Annotated in this window: 14 protein-coding genes; 2 read left to right on the forward strand and 12 right to left on the reverse strand. The window is 70.3% G+C overall.

From position 1 onward, the window contains the following. Positions 1–15 precede the first annotated feature (15 nt). Both ELQ92_RS11240 and ELQ92_RS11245 read right to left on the reverse strand, forming a co-directional pair. Positions 16–1,239 (reverse strand): alcohol dehydrogenase catalytic domain-containing protein, encoded by a 1,224-nt coding sequence (locus ELQ92_RS11240; RefSeq protein WP_128499030.1) that lies wholly within the window; start codon positions 1,237–1,239, stop codon positions 16–18. A gap of 172 nt (positions 1,240–1,411) precedes the next feature. Beyond that, positions 1,412–2,725, reverse strand: coding sequence for an alpha/beta hydrolase (locus ELQ92_RS11245; RefSeq protein ID WP_128499031.1), 1,314 nt, complete (start codon positions 2,723–2,725; stop codon positions 1,412–1,414). 125 nt (positions 2,726–2,850) lie between these two features. Between ELQ92_RS11245 and ELQ92_RS11250 the strand changes: the two genes are divergently transcribed. Beyond that, positions 2,851–3,906 carry an ATP-dependent DNA ligase gene (locus tag ELQ92_RS11250; protein ID WP_208004326.1) on the forward strand — a complete coding sequence of 352 codons (1,056 nt, stop codon included), beginning with the start codon at positions 2,851–2,853 and terminating at the stop codon, positions 3,904–3,906. A 100-nt stretch (positions 3,907–4,006) separates the two neighbouring features. Here the strand turns inward: ELQ92_RS11250 and ligD are convergent, their stop codons facing one another. Then, positions 4,007–5,029, reverse strand: a complete 1,023-nt coding sequence (gene ligD / locus ELQ92_RS11255) for a non-homologous end-joining DNA ligase (RefSeq protein WP_128499032.1) — start codon at positions 5,027–5,029, stop codon at positions 4,007–4,009. A 97-nt stretch (positions 5,030–5,126) separates the two neighbouring features. Continuing rightward, positions 5,127–5,543: a CBS domain-containing protein gene (locus ELQ92_RS11260; protein ID WP_128499033.1), complete on the reverse strand. Its 417-nt coding sequence runs from the start codon at positions 5,541–5,543 to the stop codon at positions 5,127–5,129. Between the two features lie 251 nt (positions 5,544–5,794). On the opposite strand from ELQ92_RS11260, the gene ELQ92_RS11265 reads away from it, so the two are divergent. Continuing rightward, a complete protein-coding gene (locus ELQ92_RS11265) occupies positions 5,795–7,471 on the forward strand; it encodes a RecQ family ATP-dependent DNA helicase (RefSeq protein ID WP_166426772.1) in 1,677 nt (558 codons plus the stop codon). Positions 7,472–7,604: 133 nt separating this feature from the next. Here ELQ92_RS11265 and ELQ92_RS11270 read toward each other — a convergent pair whose 3' ends face one another. The 8 genes from ELQ92_RS11270 to ELQ92_RS11310 form a co-directional block, all read right to left on the reverse strand. Then, positions 7,605–7,997: a ChaB family protein gene (locus tag ELQ92_RS11270; protein ID WP_128499035.1), complete on the reverse strand. Its 393-nt coding sequence runs from the start codon at positions 7,995–7,997 to the stop codon at positions 7,605–7,607. Then, the gene (locus ELQ92_RS11275) at positions 7,987–8,202 is read right to left on the reverse strand and encodes a DUF2188 domain-containing protein (RefSeq protein ID WP_128499036.1); all 216 of its coding nucleotides are present in this window, start codon (positions 8,200–8,202) and stop codon (positions 7,987–7,989) included. Before ELQ92_RS11275 ends, ELQ92_RS11270 begins: the two co-directional genes overlap by 11 nt. A 113-nt stretch (positions 8,203–8,315) precedes the next feature. After that, positions 8,316–9,950 carry a dipeptide ABC transporter ATP-binding protein gene (locus tag ELQ92_RS11280; RefSeq protein ID WP_128499037.1) on the reverse strand — a complete coding sequence of 545 codons (1,635 nt, stop codon included), beginning with the start codon at positions 9,948–9,950 and terminating at the stop codon, positions 8,316–8,318. Continuing rightward, entirely contained in the window at positions 9,947–10,474 is a 528-nt protein-coding gene (locus tag ELQ92_RS11285; protein WP_128499038.1) for a GbsR/MarR family transcriptional regulator, read from the reverse strand. Before ELQ92_RS11285 ends, ELQ92_RS11280 begins: the two co-directional genes overlap by 4 nt. A 14-nt stretch (positions 10,475–10,488) precedes the next feature. Next, positions 10,489–11,919 carry a serine hydrolase domain-containing protein gene (locus ELQ92_RS11295; RefSeq protein ID WP_128499039.1) on the reverse strand — a complete coding sequence of 477 codons (1,431 nt, stop codon included), beginning with the start codon at positions 11,917–11,919 and terminating at the stop codon, positions 10,489–10,491. Then, positions 11,916–12,809: an ABC transporter permease gene (locus ELQ92_RS11300; protein WP_128499040.1), complete on the reverse strand. Its 894-nt coding sequence runs from the start codon at positions 12,807–12,809 to the stop codon at positions 11,916–11,918. Before ELQ92_RS11300 ends, ELQ92_RS11295 begins: the two co-directional genes overlap by 4 nt. Then, positions 12,802–13,728 carry an ABC transporter permease gene (locus ELQ92_RS11305; RefSeq protein ID WP_128499041.1) on the reverse strand — a complete coding sequence of 309 codons (927 nt, stop codon included), beginning with the start codon at positions 13,726–13,728 and terminating at the stop codon, positions 12,802–12,804. The genes ELQ92_RS11300 and ELQ92_RS11305 overlap by 8 nt, the downstream gene beginning before the upstream one ends. Further along, positions 13,725–15,152 carry a M14 family zinc carboxypeptidase gene (locus ELQ92_RS11310; RefSeq protein WP_128499042.1) on the reverse strand — a complete coding sequence of 476 codons (1,428 nt, stop codon included), beginning with the start codon at positions 15,150–15,152 and terminating at the stop codon, positions 13,725–13,727. Before ELQ92_RS11310 ends, ELQ92_RS11305 begins: the two co-directional genes overlap by 4 nt. Positions 15,153–15,175 lie beyond the last annotated feature (23 nt).

Here is a 15,175-nt window from a genome sequence, read left to right on the forward strand (position 1 = left end):
ACTCAACCCCCTCGATCAGGCGGACGCGTCAGCCACGCTGAGGACGGTCTTGATCCACCCCGGTTCGCGGCGGTCGAACGCCTCGTAGGCGTCGATCGCGGAGGCCAGTTCCGCGTGCTGCGTGATGAAGGGCCGCACGTCGAAGGCGCCCGTCGCCACGAGGTCGAGGAGCGGCGGCGTCACGCGGTGGTGGTCGCAGTTCCCGGCGCGGATCGTGAGGTTCTTGTTCATCGCCTCGCCGATCGGGTAGGACGTGAGCGTCGGAGGGTAGACGCCGATGATGCTGATGCGCCCGTATTTCGCGACGGCCTGCACGGCCCATTGAGCGGCTTGCGTCGGCGCATCGCCCGGAACCCAGGTGTCGCCGTCCGGCTCCGCCTCGGGCGCGACCTGGTCGACCTCCCGCGCGAACTGCTCGGCGTTCTCCTGCGCCTGCTCGGCCGCCGGACCCGTCTTCGGCGCCTGGGCATCGACGCCGACCGCGTCGATCACGACGTCGGCCCCGATCTCGTTCGTGAGAGACATGATCGCCGCGACGGGGTCCTCGGCGTTGAAGTCGACGACCTCCGCGTTCTGGGCGAGCGACTCCGTGAGCCGGGTGTCGATGCCGTCGACGGAGATCACTCGAGCAGCGCCCATCTTCCACGCCGACGCGATCGCGAGCTGTCCCACGATCCCCGCGCCGAAGACGGCGACGACGTCGCCGGGCGTGATGGCGCCGAGTTCCGCGCCGAACCAGGACGTCGGGAGGATGTCGGACAAGAGGATCGCGTCCTCGTCGCTCACGGTGTCCGGAATGGGGACGAGAGTGTTGCGTGCCCACGGCACACGTGCGAACTCCGCTTGGAGCCCGTTCACCGGTCCCGTCGACTCCGGGCCACCGAAGAAGCACGTTCCCGCCGACGGACCGTTCGGGTTGGCGACGTCGCACTGCGCTGTGTGGCCCTCACGGCAGTATCGGCACGCGCCGCACGAGACCGTCGAGTCGATGATCACGCGGTCGCCCGGGCTGAAGCCCCGAACGTTCTCGCCGACCTCCTCGACAACGCCGACGGCCTCGTGACCGAGGATCGTCCCTTCCCTCATCGGGCCCATCGTGCCGCGGATGAAGTGCAGGTCGGTACCGCAGATCGCGCTGCGCGTGATGCGCACGATCGCATCCTCCGGATGCTGGATGGCGGGCTTGTCGACCTCGTCGAGCCGGATGTCTCCGACCCCGTGCCACACGATCGCCTTCATCGGTTCCTCCTTCCCGCACCGGCCGTCCCGGCGCCCGGGACAGCCACGTTAGGCGCGAGAGGCGACACTGTCCGGGGCTGGCCCTCGGCGGACGGGCGTGCTACCTGCGGCGGGCGACCGTCGATGTCGACCGTCGTGTGGACCGTCGAGTGGGGACCGTCAGTGTGGACCGTCAGTCGTGCAGCGTCCGGAGAGCGGACACGACGTCACGGTGCCACCGTCGCGCGGCAGGAACAGAGCCGAGGAAGATGGGGGTGTCGTGCGTCATCCCCAAGTAGCGGACGACACTCGCCTCGACACCCGCGGCGCGGAGCGCCGCACCGTACGCCGCGCCCTCTCCGCGGAGCGCGTCGTACTCGGCCGTCAGGATGTGTGCCGGTGGAAGACCGGCGTGCGACGGAGCGAGCAGCGGCGACGCGAGCGGGTTGCGCGCATCGGCGGGTGCGGGCAGGTACGTCCGCGCGACCGAACGCATCTCCCGGGCGGCGAGGAACGCCGGGACGCCCAAGGCGCGGACCGGTCCGAAGTCGACGTGCTTCCCTGTCAGGTCCACCACGGGGACCTCGAGCAGCTGGAAGCGGAGGGGAATGGTCGCCGCGTCCCGGTTGAGGAGAGTGACGGCGGCAGCGATGTTCCCGCCCGCCGAGATGCCGGAGATCGCGAGCCGGTCGGCGTCGATGCCGAGGCCCGCGGCCTCCCGCACGAGCCAGCCGAGCGCCGCGTGTCCTTGCTCGACGGCCGTCGGGAACTTGTGCTCCGGGGCGAGGGCGTAATCGACGGCGACGACGGCGACGCCCGCGTCGAACGCTCGGAGGCGGAAACCCGCGTCCGTCGTCGGATAGTCGATGCCGCCGATGCGGAAGCCGCCGCCGTAGAACGCGAGCGTGGCGGGCACGAGGGAGCGCTCCGTCGTGGCGTCGGGCTCCGGCTGGCGAATGGAGGCCGCCGAGTCCGTGGCCGCGTCGGCGTCCGCGTCGGCGTCCGCGTCCGCGAGGTCCGGATAGTAGATGCGGACGCGGACGTCGGGGCGGCCCGGGACGGGCACGAGGTATTCGACGATGCGGACGTCGGGACCCGGCCGCCCCACGGCAGCGAGCTCCTTCCGATCCCACGCGATCGCGGCCTTGCGGTGTGCCGAGCGCGTCGGCTTCTTCTTCGGGGCCGCACGCTTACGGGCGGGTGCCGTCGGAACACTCGTCGGAGTCGATCGACCAGCACTGCTCGGCGTGCTCCCGAGTGTGACGGCCGTCCCCAGTCCCGATTTCTCGGCAGCCGGTCCGGAGCCGGACCGGGCACCGGCCGTCGACGCCACCGCGCGGGCACCACTCGCTGCACCGTGCGCCGGCGCGGGTGGCGGCGCCAGGCGCACCGCGAGTCGTGCCAGCCACGGCTGGTCCCACTTCTCCGCGAAGCCCTGCAGCGTCGTGCGGATGAGGTAGGCGCGATGGGTGCGGAGCCGATCGGCGAAGAAAGGATCGAGGGGCACGGGACCTCCGGTGTCGAGCGGGCCGCCAGTCTACGATGACGGCTCGAGGGAACCGGCGGGCTTGCGGATCGTGCCCGCTCGCGCCACCCGTGGCGCACGCCGGGCGGTCCGGACAGGATGGTCGCATGACGCTCTCGATCGGTGATCCCGTCTCGCCCATGCTCGCGAAGGCCGTCGACGCCGTTCCCGAGCCCGACGCCGTGGCCGGCGGTCTCTCCTATGAACCGAAATGGGACGGCTTCCGCAGCATCGTCTACGTCGGGGATGACGGTGCCGTCGAACTCGGCAGCCGCGGGACGAAACCCCTGACGCGGTACTTCCCGGAACTCGTGGACGCGCTCGCCGAACGCCTGCCTCACGGAAGCGTCGTCGACGGCGAGATCGTCGTCCGCGTCGGGGAGCCGGGACGTGAGAAGCTCGATTGGGAGGCGCTCTCTCAGCGGATCCACCCGGCCGCGAGCCGCGTACGCGCTCTCGCCCACGAGACGCCGGCGTCGTTCATCGCGTTCGACGTGCTCCAGGTGGACGGCGAGAGCCTGCTCGGCTCGCCCTTCTCCGAGCGGCGGGACGTCCTCGAGTCGATGCTCGCCGACGTGACGGCTCCCGTGCACCTCACCCAGACCACTCGCGACGTCGAGATCGCGCGCCGATGGCTCGCGGAGTTCGAAGGGGCAGGTCTCGACGGCGTGGTGGCGAAGCCCCTCGCCGTCGCCTACTCCCCCGGCAAGCGCGTCATGCTCAAGGCGAAGCATCACCGGACGGCGGACGTCGTCGTGCTCGGATACCGCATCCACACGAGTGGATCGGGCGTCGGTTCGCTCCTCCTCGGTCTCTACGACGAGGACGGCACGCTGCGGAACGTCGGAGGAGCGTCGGCCTTCACGACCGTACGGCGGCGGGAGCTCATCGACGAGCTCGAGGCCGACGTGATGCGGGACGAGAGCGGGGACCCGGTCCGCGGCGAGACCGAACGCTCGCGGTTCTCGGGGAGCAAGGACGTCTCGTTCGTGCGGCTCGAACCGCGACGCGTCGTCGAGGTCCGGTACGACCAGATGGAGGGCGATCGCTTCCGCCACACGGTGCAGTTCGCACGGTGGCGTCCGGATCGCGATGCCCGCTCGTGCACCTTCGCACAGCTCGAGGTTCCCGCCCGCTACGACCTGGGCGACGTCCTCTCCTGACCGCGCGCCGAGCCCCCCCTATCCCCCCTGAACACTTCCTTTGTGCTCGAAAATTCGAGCACAAAGGAAGTGTTCAGGGGGGTGAGTGTGTCTGGGGGGGTCAGTCGGGGTGACGGGCTCGCGAGGGCTGGACGCGCGGCGGCTCGCCGGGCATCTTCGGGAAATCGGGTGGAAAGGGCAGTTCGCCGAGACCGCTCTCGAGATCGCGCTGCCACCACTGCATGAGCACGTCGAGCCGTCCGGGCTTCTCGTGCATCCGCGCCCACGGGTCCCCGACGGCGCGCAACCGCTCGGGGACCGTCAGCACCGTCAGGTCGTGCGGTTCGACGTCGTCGAGCTCGTCCCACTCGAGCGGACATGAGACCGACGCCATCGGGAGGGCTCGGGGGCTGTAGGCGCCCGCCATCGTGCGGTCACGGTTCGCTTGGTTGAAGTCGACGAAGATCTTCTCGCCCCGCTCCTCCTTCCACCACGAGGTCGTCACGGCGTCGGGCATCCGCCGTTCGAGTTCACGCGCCGCCGCGATGACGGCGTGCCGGACGTCGAGGAACTCGAGGACGGGCTCGATCGGCGCGAAGACGTGCAGCCCCCGGTTGCCGGACGTCTTCACGAACGCCGTGAGCCCCACCTCGGCGAGCAGCTCGCGAAGCGCGTGCGCGGCCGGAACCGCGTCGCCGAAGTCGGTGCCCGGCTGCGGGTCGAGGTCGATCCGGAACTGGTCGGGGTGGTCGGTGTCACCGGCGCGAGACGCCCACGGATGGAACACGACCGTGTTCATCTGGACCGCCCACACCGTCGCGGCGGCCTCGTGGAGCACCACCTGGGGGTGCGCGCGGGCGCTCGGATACTGAACCGTCACGGAATCGACGTAGTCGGGCGCGCCCTTCGGCGGGTTCTTCGAGAAGAACCACTCGCCGTCGGTGCCCTCGGGGAAGCGCTGCAGAGACACCGGCCGGTCGCCGTTCGCGGCCAGGAAGGCGTCGGAGACCTCGACCATGTACGTGGCCAGGTCGAGTTTCGTGATCCCGGCCTCCGGCCACAGCACACGATCGGGACTCGAGATCCGGACCTGACGATCGCCGGCTGGACCGGGGACGGGGAGGGTGACCGCGCTGCTTGCCATGCGAGCACCATACGGGGAAGACCGTGGGCACCGCGAGGGGTCGGCGCGACGGCGGTCGGCGGCGCGTCCCCTTCGGGAGCACCGCCGACCGAGCGGGTCAGTCCTCCGAGATCTCGGCGACCGTCTCTCCGACCTCGACGGGCTCCAGAGCACGGGCCACGTCCGCCTGGCTGACGATGCCCACGAGATCGTGCCCGTCGATCACCGGCAGGCGACGGACCTGGTGACGCTCCATCACGTCGAGCGCCTCCCGCACGTCGTCGTCCGCCCCGATCGTCACGGGCTTGCCCTCGGCGAGGCTGCCGACGAGGGTCTGCGACGGATCGCCGCCCTCGGCGATGCACTTCACGACGATGTCGCGGTCGCTCACCATGCCGGCGAGTCGGTTGTCCTCGCCGCAGATCGGGAGGGCTCCCACGTCGAGATCGCGCATCTTCCGTGCCGCATCCACGAGGGTGTCGTTCACTCCGGCGCACTCGGCGCCGGGCGTCATGATGTCGCGTGCAACAACCATGTCATCGTTCCTTTCGTCGGTTCCTGCGGATTGCTGCGACGCTACGCCGACGACGTCGAGGGCTTCATCACCTTGACATCGCCGGACCGGTGCGCGAGATGCGACGGCGGGAGACGTGAGGCGGGAAGCGCCGCCGGCGCCGGCCGCGTGATCGCCCTTGCGGCATCGGACCTCCCCTGGCAAGCCCTGATCACCGCATCGGCGCATCGGCTGGGATGGAGAGGACCCAGGCCACGACCCGAAGGACAGCAGTGAGCATCACCTCGACCATCGCCGACGCCCGACGTGCAGCCCGTGAGGCGTTCGGATGGGACACGCTCCTCCCAGGCCAGGCCGAGGCCATCGCCTCCGTCGTCGGCGGCCGTGACACCCTCGTCGTCTTCGCCACCGGGGCCGGCAAGTCGGCCGTCTACCAGATCGCGGGACTCGAACTCGGCGGCGTCACGGTCGTGATCTCGCCGCTGCTCGCACTCCAGCGCGACCAGATCGCGTCGATCGACTCCGCTCCCGATGCGCCGGCGGCCGTCGCGATCAACTCGCGCTCCTCCGCCCGGGCCGTCGCGAGTGCGTGGGACGCCGTCGAGAGCGGAGAGCCCGTCTACCTGTTCCTCGCCCCGGAGCAGCTCGCTCGCGACGAGGTGATCGAGAGACTCGTCGCGGCCGACGTCCGGCTCATCGTGGTGGACGAGGCGCACTGCGTGTCCGCGTGGGGGCACGACTTCCGCCCCGACTACGTGCGGGTCGGCGAGGCCGTCGAGGCTCTCGGGCATCCGCCCGTCCTCGCGCTCACGGCGACGGCCTCGACGCCTGTCCGTGCGGAGATCGTCGAGCGGCTCGGGATGCGCGACCCCCTCGTCGACGTGCGAGGGATCGACCGGCCGGAGATCCACCTCGCGGTGCGGCGGTACGAGGACGACGGGGAGAAGCGCCGAGCGGTGCTGGAGGAGGTGGGCGCAGAGCCGGGCACCACGCTGCTGTACGTCGCGACGCGGAAGGAGACCGAGCGCTACGCCGAAGAACTCGTCGAGCGTGGCCGCCGGGCGGCCGCCTACCACGGGGGCATGTCGGCCCGGCGACGCGACGAGGTCCACGCGGCGTGGTCGGCCGGGGAGATCGACGTCGTCGTCGCGACGTCGGCTTTCGGAATGGGGATCGACAAGCCGGACGTCCGGCTCGTCACTCACGCCGACGTGACGGAGTCGCTCGACGCGTACGTCCAGGAGATCGGGCGGGCGGCGCGCGACGGCCAGCCCGCCCGCGCGGTGCTCCACTATCGGCGGGAGGACTTCTCCGTCCGATCGTTCTTCGCGGGCGGGCGGACGAAGACGGGGGACGTCTCGGCCGTGTGGACGGCGCTCGCGAGCGCCGAGGGATCGCTGCGTGCAAACGCGATCTCCGACGCGTCCGGCGTCTCGAGCCGCGTGGCCTCGCGGATCCTCAACGGCATCGTGTCGGCGGGAGCCGCGACGGCCGACTCGCAGGGGTACCGCGCGGTGCGCGGCCGGACCGAGGAGGCGGTCGTCGACGCCGTGCGGGAGGGTGAAGAGGCGCAGCGCCGCATCCGGGAGTCGCGCATCGCGATCATGCGAGGGTACGCCGAGACGACGGGCTGCCGCCGACACGCAGTCCTCGAGTACTTCGGGGTCGAGGCGCCGGAGCGGTGCGGGCGCTGCGACCGTTGCGACGCCCTCCACGACCCCGGCGCGGACTCGACGGTTCCCTCCGCCGCCTCCGGCTCGGGGACGGACGGGGACGACGCCGTGCGCGTGGACGACGACGTCGACCACCGCGCGTGGGGCCACGGCACGGTCGTGGGCGTCGAGGACGACCGCATGACGGTCTTCTTCGATGAGCAGGGCTACAAGGTCGTGGCCCGTGAGGCCCTCGACCGAGGAATCGTCGACGTCGAGGAGTCCGCGCGCGCCTGAGCGACGGGCTCCGCCGCGGGCTCGAGGCGCTCGCCGCCCTTGGACGGGTTATCCGGCACCGAAGCCCGCGAAACGGGCCCACACGGTCCCTGAGCCTGTCGAAGGGGTCCCTCCTCGAACGGGACTCAGGCCGTCAGCGCGCTTGGCGCGTGCGCCGGTCGTTCTCCTTCTGGATCGCCTCGACCAGTTCGTCCTTCTTCATCGACGAACGGCCGGAGATGTCGAGCTTCCGCGCGACGTCGAGGAGATGCTCCTTCGTGGCGTTCGCATCGACGCCGCCGGCGGTCTTCCCCGGCGACCCGACGGACCCTTCGGCCTTCTCGTCGGACGGCCCGTTCTCCGCTTTGCGCTCCCAGTGATCGCCGACCTTCTCGTATTCGTGCTTGAGCGCGGCGAACGCCGTGCGGTGGGCTCGCTCGCCCTCGCCGTAGCTCTCGACGGCCGAGTCGTGCGTCTTCGACCAGAGCGCTTGGGCGTGCTTGTCGGAGCGTTCGATCGTCGACGGCAGTTCGTCCTCAGCGGGCATCGTCGTCCTCCTGCTCGTCGGTGATGACCCCGGAGGGCTCGGCCTCCTCGACCACATGGCTCGACCCGAGTTCCGTGGCGAGCGCCGCCCCGGCCTCCACGGCCTCGTCCCTGCTCGAATAGCTCGCGGAGCGCTCGGGCATCCCCTCGACGCTGTTCTCCCACTGCCCGCGATTGTCACGGCTCGTCACATCTCCGTGCGCCATCGTCTTCCCCTTCCGTGCCGGTCGGTCGTGTCTCGATGACCAGTCTGCTCGTGCCGGTGTGCTGGGACCAGGCGCTTGTCCGGCACCGACGGCGATGACAGAATCCTCCCGCGTCAGCCGGCGAGCGCCTCCGCCCGGCGGCGCGCCTGCTCGTCCGGGTCCGGCACGGGGGCGGCGGCGAGGAGCCGGCGGGTGTACTCGTGCTCGGGGTCCGTGAGCACGCGGCGACGCTCTCCCTCCTCGACGATGGAACCGCGGTGGAGGACCACCACCCGGTCGCACAGCGCGTCGACGACCGCGAGATCGTGGCTGATGAACAGGCACGCGAAGCGGAAACGCTCCTGGAGGCGCCGCAGGAGGTCGAGGACCGTCGCCTGCACCGAGACGTCGAGGGCGGACGTCGGCTCGTCCGCGATGAGCAGCAGCGGATCGAGGGCGACGGCACGGGCGATCGCGACCCGCTGGCGCTGCCCGCCCGACAGCTCGTGCGGATAGCGACCGGACCACGACGCCGGGAGCTCGACCGCCTCGAGGAGTTCGGTCACCCGCGCGGCGAGCGCCCGGCCTTTCACTCCGTCGTGAACGCGCACGGGCTCGCCGATCGACTGGCCGATGGTCCGCCGCGGGTCGAGAGCGGCCGTCGGGTTCTGGAAGACGACACCGATGCGCTTCTTCACGGTGCGGATCGCCTCGCGAGAGGCGTTGCCGAGCTCGACGCCGTCCACGACGATGCGGCCCTCCTCGACGGGCGCGAGCCCCAGGACGCTCTTGCCGATCGTCGACTTCCCCGATCCCGACTCGCCGACGAGGGCCACCATCTCCCCCGCCCGGATCGCAAGGGACACACCCTCGACAGCGCGGATGTGCCGCCGGCGGCGGTTCCGGTACTCCACCACGAGGTCCTCGATCTCGAGGACGGGACGCTCCGCACCGTCGGCCGTCGAGACGCGGGCCTCGGCCCCGATGCGTGGGACCGCGGCGAGGAGGGCGCGCGTGTACTCGGCGCGCGGGGCGGAGAAGAGGGAGCGCACGTCGGCCGTCTCCTCGACGCGGCCGCGCCGCATCACGACGACACGGTCCGCGATGTCCGCGACGACGCCCATGTCGTGGGTGATGAGCAGGATCGCGGCCGAGGTCCGCTCCCGCATCCGCCGCAGCACATCGAGGATCTCTCGTTGCACGGTGACGTCGAGCGCCGTCGTGGGCTCGTCGGCGATGAGCACCTCGGGGTCGCATGCGAGCGCCATCGCGATCATCACGCGCTGGGCCTGACCGCCGGACAACTGGTGCGGGAAGGAGTCGAGCCGCTCCTCCGGCTCGGGGAGCTCGACCATCGCGAGCAGCTCGATCGCTCGCGCGCGGCGATCCTCGCGGGACTGCTTCGGGTCGTGGCGGCGCAGCATCTCCTGGATCTGGTACCCGATCGTGAACACGGGATCGAGGGCGTTCGACGGGTCCTGGAAGATCATCGCGATCCTGTCGCCGCGGATCGACGCGAAAGTCCGCTCGGAGGCGCCGACGAGCTCCGTCCCGTCCGCGACGATGCTGCCCGTCACGGTCGCGTTCCGCGGCAGGAGCCCGAGCACCGCGAGGGAGGTGACGCTCTTCCCCGAACCCGACTCGCCGACGATCGCCAGGACCTCACCGGCGTGGAGGTCGAAATCGACTCTGTGGACGGCCGCGATCTCCTCCCCGCCGACCGAGAAGGCCACGGCGAGGTCGCGCGCGGACAGGACAGGTGTCGTCATGGCGTCTCGTCCTTCGTGGAGTCGTCGTCGGGCGCGTCGCGGAAGGCCTCCCAATCCGCGAGCATCTTGCGGTGGTAGCCCTCGAGCCACGTCATGTAGCGCTCGGCGTTCCGGAGCCGGGTCCGCGGTCCGGACGCCTCGACGAGCGACAGTCCGCCGAGCACCGTCGCCTTCATCCGACGCAGGTACTCGCGCTCGCCGCTCAGGAAGTTGCCCCACACGTCGTCCTCGACACGGAAGTAGTGGCTGCGGTCGCCGGGAACGGTGTGCCGCTTGAGGAAGCCGACGGACACGAGCGACCGTGTCGCGGTCGAGACGGCGCCGGTGCTCGCGCGGAGCAGTTCCGCGATCCGCGCCGAAGAGAGGTAGGGCTCGTCGACGATGATGAGCAGTGCGAGGACACGTCCGTCCATCCGCGAGTTGTTCGTCGAGACCCAGGAGGTCGCGAAGTCCTCGACGAACGACCATGTCGCGTCGTCGAGTTCGGTGAGTCGGGCGTCGTCGCCGGTCTGCTCTGTGGTCATAGGGACATCCTGCGTCATAGGGACATCCTGGCAAGGGTGTCGACGGGGCGTCCCGTGGCGAGGGCGCGGCGATACGTGTCGATCGGCCACATCGTCATCCCGCCCATGGTCACCGCGGAGATCGCTCCGTCGCCCGAGCGCTCCACGACGACACGTTCGCCCGTCGCACCGAAGCCGGGGACGCTCTCCGTCCGCAACTCGTCCTCGGCCACGACCTCGAGGAACTGGTACGCGCCGATCGGCTCGGCGGCGCGTGGGCCGATGCTCGCGAGTCGGCCGCCGAGGTCGACGATGTCGACGACGCCCCACATGTTCGCGAAGCGACCGGTGAAGCGCGCGAGATCCGTCGTGGTTCCGCCGTCCCGGTCGACGGCCCGTGCGGCGTCGAGGGCGAGGTCGATGAGCTGCACGAGACCGGTCACGAGCGCGTCTGCGGGACCGTCGACGGCGTTCGTGAGCACGGAGACGACGAGCCGATCGGTCGGGTCGATCCACGTCCGTGTGATGTGGCCGGGATACCCGCCACTGTGTCCGACGAGGTCCCGATCACCGATCGTCCGCAGTTCGAAACCGAGTCCGTAGCGCCCGAGCTCCCGCCCGTGCGCCTCGACGCGGGACTCCTCGCGTTGGAGGAGACGCTTGCTCGCGTCGCTCACGAGCGTGACATCACCGAACCAGTGGGCGGCCCCGTAGCTTGTCAGATCGTGCGCGGTCGAGAACCAACCGGTCGCGGCGGCCATCGCACGCGTATCGACGTGCTCGATGCGCTGTCGGGAGTCGTCGCCCGCGGTGAGGCCCGTGTGACCGGCGGCGTACTCGTCGGCACGCTCCGGGTCGTACTCGGGCCCGGAGTCGGCGAGCCCGAGCCGGCTCGCGATGGTCTCGGCGACGTGCTCGTTGTAGGAACGCCCCGTCGCCGCCTCGATCACGAGGCCCAAGAGCGAGAAGCCGATGTTCGAGTACTTGAAGTGCTCGTTGGGTGCGAAGACGACACCGTCGGATCGGGCGCCGTCGATGAGCGAGGCACGATCGAGGAAGTCGCCGCCGCGCTGCCAGAAGTTGTTCTCGACACCGTCGCGGATCACGCCGCCCTGGTGCCCGAGGAGTTCGCGCACCGTGACGCCCGTGAGCTCCGTGTCCACGAGTTCGGGAACCCACCGCTCGATCGGGTCGTCGAGTCGGACCGTACCCGCCTCGACGAGCTGCAGGATCGCTGTCGCGGTCATCGTCTTCGAGTGCGACGCGATCCGGAAGAGGTGCCGGGTCGTCAGCTCCTCACCGGTCTCGAGGTCCGCGCTCCCCCACGCCGTGTCGAGGACGACCTCGTCGTCGACACGCACGGCCGCCTGGATGCCGGGCGTGCGGCGGTAGGCGCCCTGGAACGCGAGCCACTGCTCGAGATACGGCGCGAGAGAGCGGAGGATGCTGATGCGGTCGATCGTCATGATCGTCCCTTCGGATCGAGTGCGTCGCGGAGGATATCCCCCAGCGTGATGAGGCTCAACACCGTGACGGTGAGGAAGATGCTCGGGAAGACGAGCAAGTGCGGCTCGCTCTGGAAGTACGATTGCGCCGTCGAGAGCTGGAGCCCCCAGGATATGGACGGCGAACGCAAGCCGACACCGAGGAAGGTCAGGGTCGACTCGGCGACAATGACGGAGCCGACCATCGTCGTCGCGATCGCGAGGACCGGCCCGAGGGAGTTCGGGACGACGTGGTCGAGCAGGATGCGGCGGTCGCGCAGACCCATCGCCGACGCCGCCTGCACGTACTCCGCCGAGCGCACCGTGCGGACGGAGCTGCGCACGAGTCGCGCGAGCGTCGGCCACGAGAAGAAGGCGATCACGAGGGAGACGGTCACGGGCGAGCGGGCGCCGATGCTGTTGAGCACGACGATCGCACCCAGGAGGAACGGGAAACCGAGGAAGACGTCCGTGAGCCGTGCGACGATACGGTCGGCGACACCGCCGTAGTATCCCGCGAGCGTTCCGAGCACCATCGCGATCACGAGGCACAGGACGGTCGTCAGCAGTCCGATGAAGAGCGACGTCTGCGTTCCGTAGACGACGTTCGCGAAGATGTCGCAGCCCTGCAGGTCGGTCCCGAAGACGTGCGCGCCGCCCGGTTCGAGCGCGCTGTCCGCGAGGGTGCAAGCGCGCGGGTCGGGTTGACCGAAGAGGCCGGCGATCGGCCCGGGGAGGAGGGCGATGAGCCCCAGCAGGGAGAGGACGACCGAGCACACCCAGAAGAGCGGACGCGAGCGGAGCGTCGCCCAGACGCTGCGATCGGCGGGGGCGACGAGGGGCGCCTGCTGCGGCGCGAGCTGTTCACTCATGGCGGATCCTCGGGTCGAGCAGCGAGTTGACGAGGTCGACGAGCACGCTCGTCGCCAGGAAGATGAGGATGAGCGCCGTCGCCACACCGACGACGGTCGGGCCCTCGTGGGTCTTGATCGCGTCGAACAGGAGCTGCCCGATACCGGGCAGGTTGAAGATCGCCTCGATCACGACCGTGCCGCCGAGCAGATAACCGAGATCGATCGCGAGGAAGGTGAGCACGGGGGCGACCGAGTTGCGCATGACGTGCACGCCGACGATGTTCCGGCGGGGCATGCCCTTCGCGGTGAGCGTCCGGACGAAGTCCGAGCGCATCGTATCGACGACGCTCCCGCGCATGAGGCGGGTCACGCTCGCGAGCCCGAAGAGGGCGATCACGATCGCGGGGAGGAGGTACGCAGACGGCCACCCGGCACTCGTCCCCGCGATGGGGAACCAACCGAGCTGCAGTCCGAACACGAGCTGGGCGGTGACGCCGAGGACGAAAACGGGGATCGAGGTCGCGAGGATCGTTCCGACGAGGACCGTCCGGTCGACGAACCCCCCGCTCCGGAGCCCCGTGACGAGTCCGAGGACGACACCCACCACGACTTCGATGGCCCATGCGGTGAGCGCGAGGGTGATCGTGACCGGCCAGCGGGCCGCCATCCGATCACCGACGGCACGGCCGTCGAAGCCCGTGCCGAGGTCGCCGACGAAGAGGCCGCCGACGTACCGCAGGTACTGCAGCCATACGGGCTCGTCGAGGTGGTACTGCGCACGCAATTGCTCCTGCACGGCCTCGGGCAGTGGCCGGTCTCCGCCGAGTGCCGCGATCGGGTCACCGGGAAGCGTGAACACCATGACGTAGATGATGAAGGTGACGCCCACGAATACGACGACGAGTTCGAAGGCGCGGCGGCCGAGGAACCGGATCACGCGGCGCCCTCCCCGCCCGATGCGAGCAGCGCGGCCATCGCGAGCGTCGAGGCGTATTGGACCGCGACGAGCCGCTCCACCGGCAGCACGGCGATGCCCTCGACGGCGTCCGACTCTGCGATCCACTGCTCGTAGGTCGCGCGCAGAGCGGCGTGAGCGCGACGGACCTCCACGTGCGCGACGCCGGCGACGACCTCGGCCTCGAGGGCGCGGACGAGCATCCCGCCGAACCGCAACCGGAAGCAGCGCACGACGTCGGCGTTCGTGAACGCCTCGGCGACCGTCGCGGGTCGGAGACTCTCGGGCGCCTCCGCGCGTGCGGCCTCGGCGTCGCCGGCGACGGTCATCATCGGCACAAAAGCGCGCGAGGCGCGGAGGAACGGCGATTCGATCGTGAGATGCGGCGAGGCGTCCGCGAGCGCCGATCCGAGGACGGCGCCGAGTTCGCGCAGGCTCGCGGCCTTCGCGCGTAAGACATCGTCGTACCTGCTGCCCGAGGGCGCCGTGTCGAGAGCGTCCGGGTGCGTCCAGTAGGGCAGCTCCGCGATGAGAGTGAGCGTGCCGAACTGTGCGGCGTAGTCGGCGGATCCTCCCCCGCCGACTTCCACCGTGGGGTCCACGCCGAGGGCCTCGAGATGGTCGTAGTGCTCCGTCGCGAGCGGGGCTCGGAACACCGCGGGCGCGAGAGCCGTCAGGTCCGGTGACTCCGGCTCCCCCGCGTCGAGCGGAAGCCCGAACACCGCCGGGATGGTGTGGAGCGCCTCGACGGCCCCCGGCAGCTCGCGGCTCACGTAGTAGTAGACCCCGCCGAGCTCCGCATTGTGGAGGCCGACGAGGAGCGCAGGGGAGGTCTCGACCATGAGCCTCATGACGGCGTCGGTCTCGGGCATCGGCCGGTCGAAGTAGGCGTTCTTGTAGTTGAGCGGGAACGACCACTCGACCTGCTCCTGCGGAGCGGGGCGATAGAAGTTGCGGGCGTAGTGCGAGCGGTCCCCGGGGTTCGCGAACCAGCCCTCGTTGAGCCGCGCACCGTCGGGGTCGATGCACGGGACGATGTGCCACGTCATGTCGAAGCGGTCGAAGAACTCCGGCTCCGCGAGGACATGTTCCGCAAGCACACGAGCCGTGTGGAATCCGATGGGTTCGTTCGGGTGCACCCCGCCGACGATGAGCGCGTGACGCGATCCCGACCCGAGGACGTATTCGTGGAGCGGCTCGCCGAGCCGGGAGGTCCCGATCCGCCGCTTCTCGATCCGACCGTCCGACGCGGCGGCGAGGGTGTCGACCGCGGCGAGCAGCTCGTCGACCGTCGGGAAGGCCGACAGGGGCTCGATACGGGCGGCGTGCTCGAGGATCTCGTCGAGCGAGGGCACGACGGTCCCACCCGATGACGTGGTGGGCGGGGCCGATGGGAGGGAGGTCATGGCGTCCTCTGCGGATCGGTAAA

The organism is Labedella populi, from assembly GCF_004078655.1.
In the GTDB taxonomy this organism is placed as follows: domain Bacteria; phylum Actinomycetota; class Actinomycetes; order Actinomycetales; family Microbacteriaceae; genus Labedella; species Labedella populi.

Bases quoted from the DNA above. Each gene is read 5' to 3' on its own strand.
- ELQ92_RS11280 (WP_128499037.1), bottom strand. From the start codon at position 9,950: ATGACGACACCTGTCCTGTCCGCGCGCGACCTCGCCGTGGCCTTCTCG.
- ELQ92_RS11250 (WP_208004326.1), top strand. From the start codon at position 2,851: ATGACGCTCTCGATCGGTGATCCCGTCTCGCCCATGCTCGCGAAGGCC.
- ELQ92_RS11295 (WP_128499039.1), bottom strand. From the start codon at position 11,919: ATGACGATCGACCGCATCAGCATCCTCCGCTCTCTCGCGCCGTATCTC.
- ELQ92_RS11275 (WP_128499036.1), bottom strand. From the start codon at position 8,202: ATGGCGCACGGAGATGTGACGAGCCGTGACAATCGCGGGCAGTGGGAG.
- ELQ92_RS11285 (WP_128499038.1), bottom strand. From the start codon at position 10,474: ATGACCACAGAGCAGACCGGCGACGACGCCCGACTCACCGAACTCGAC.
- ELQ92_RS11300 (WP_128499040.1), bottom strand. From the start codon at position 12,809: ATGAGTGAACAGCTCGCGCCGCAGCAGGCGCCCCTCGTCGCCCCCGCC.
- ELQ92_RS11270 (WP_128499035.1), bottom strand. From the start codon at position 7,997: ATGCCCGCTGAGGACGAACTGCCGTCGACGATCGAACGCTCCGACAAG.
- ELQ92_RS11310 (WP_128499042.1), bottom strand. From the start codon at position 15,152: ATGACCTCCCTCCCATCGGCCCCGCCCACCACGTCATCGGGTGGGACC.
- ligD (WP_128499032.1), bottom strand. From the start codon at position 5,029: ATGGCAAGCAGCGCGGTCACCCTCCCCGTCCCCGGTCCAGCCGGCGAT.
- ELQ92_RS11240 (WP_128499030.1), bottom strand. From the start codon at position 1,239: ATGAAGGCGATCGTGTGGCACGGGGTCGGAGACATCCGGCTCGACGAG.
- ELQ92_RS11260 (WP_128499033.1), bottom strand. From the start codon at position 5,543: ATGGTTGTTGCACGCGACATCATGACGCCCGGCGCCGAGTGCGCCGGA.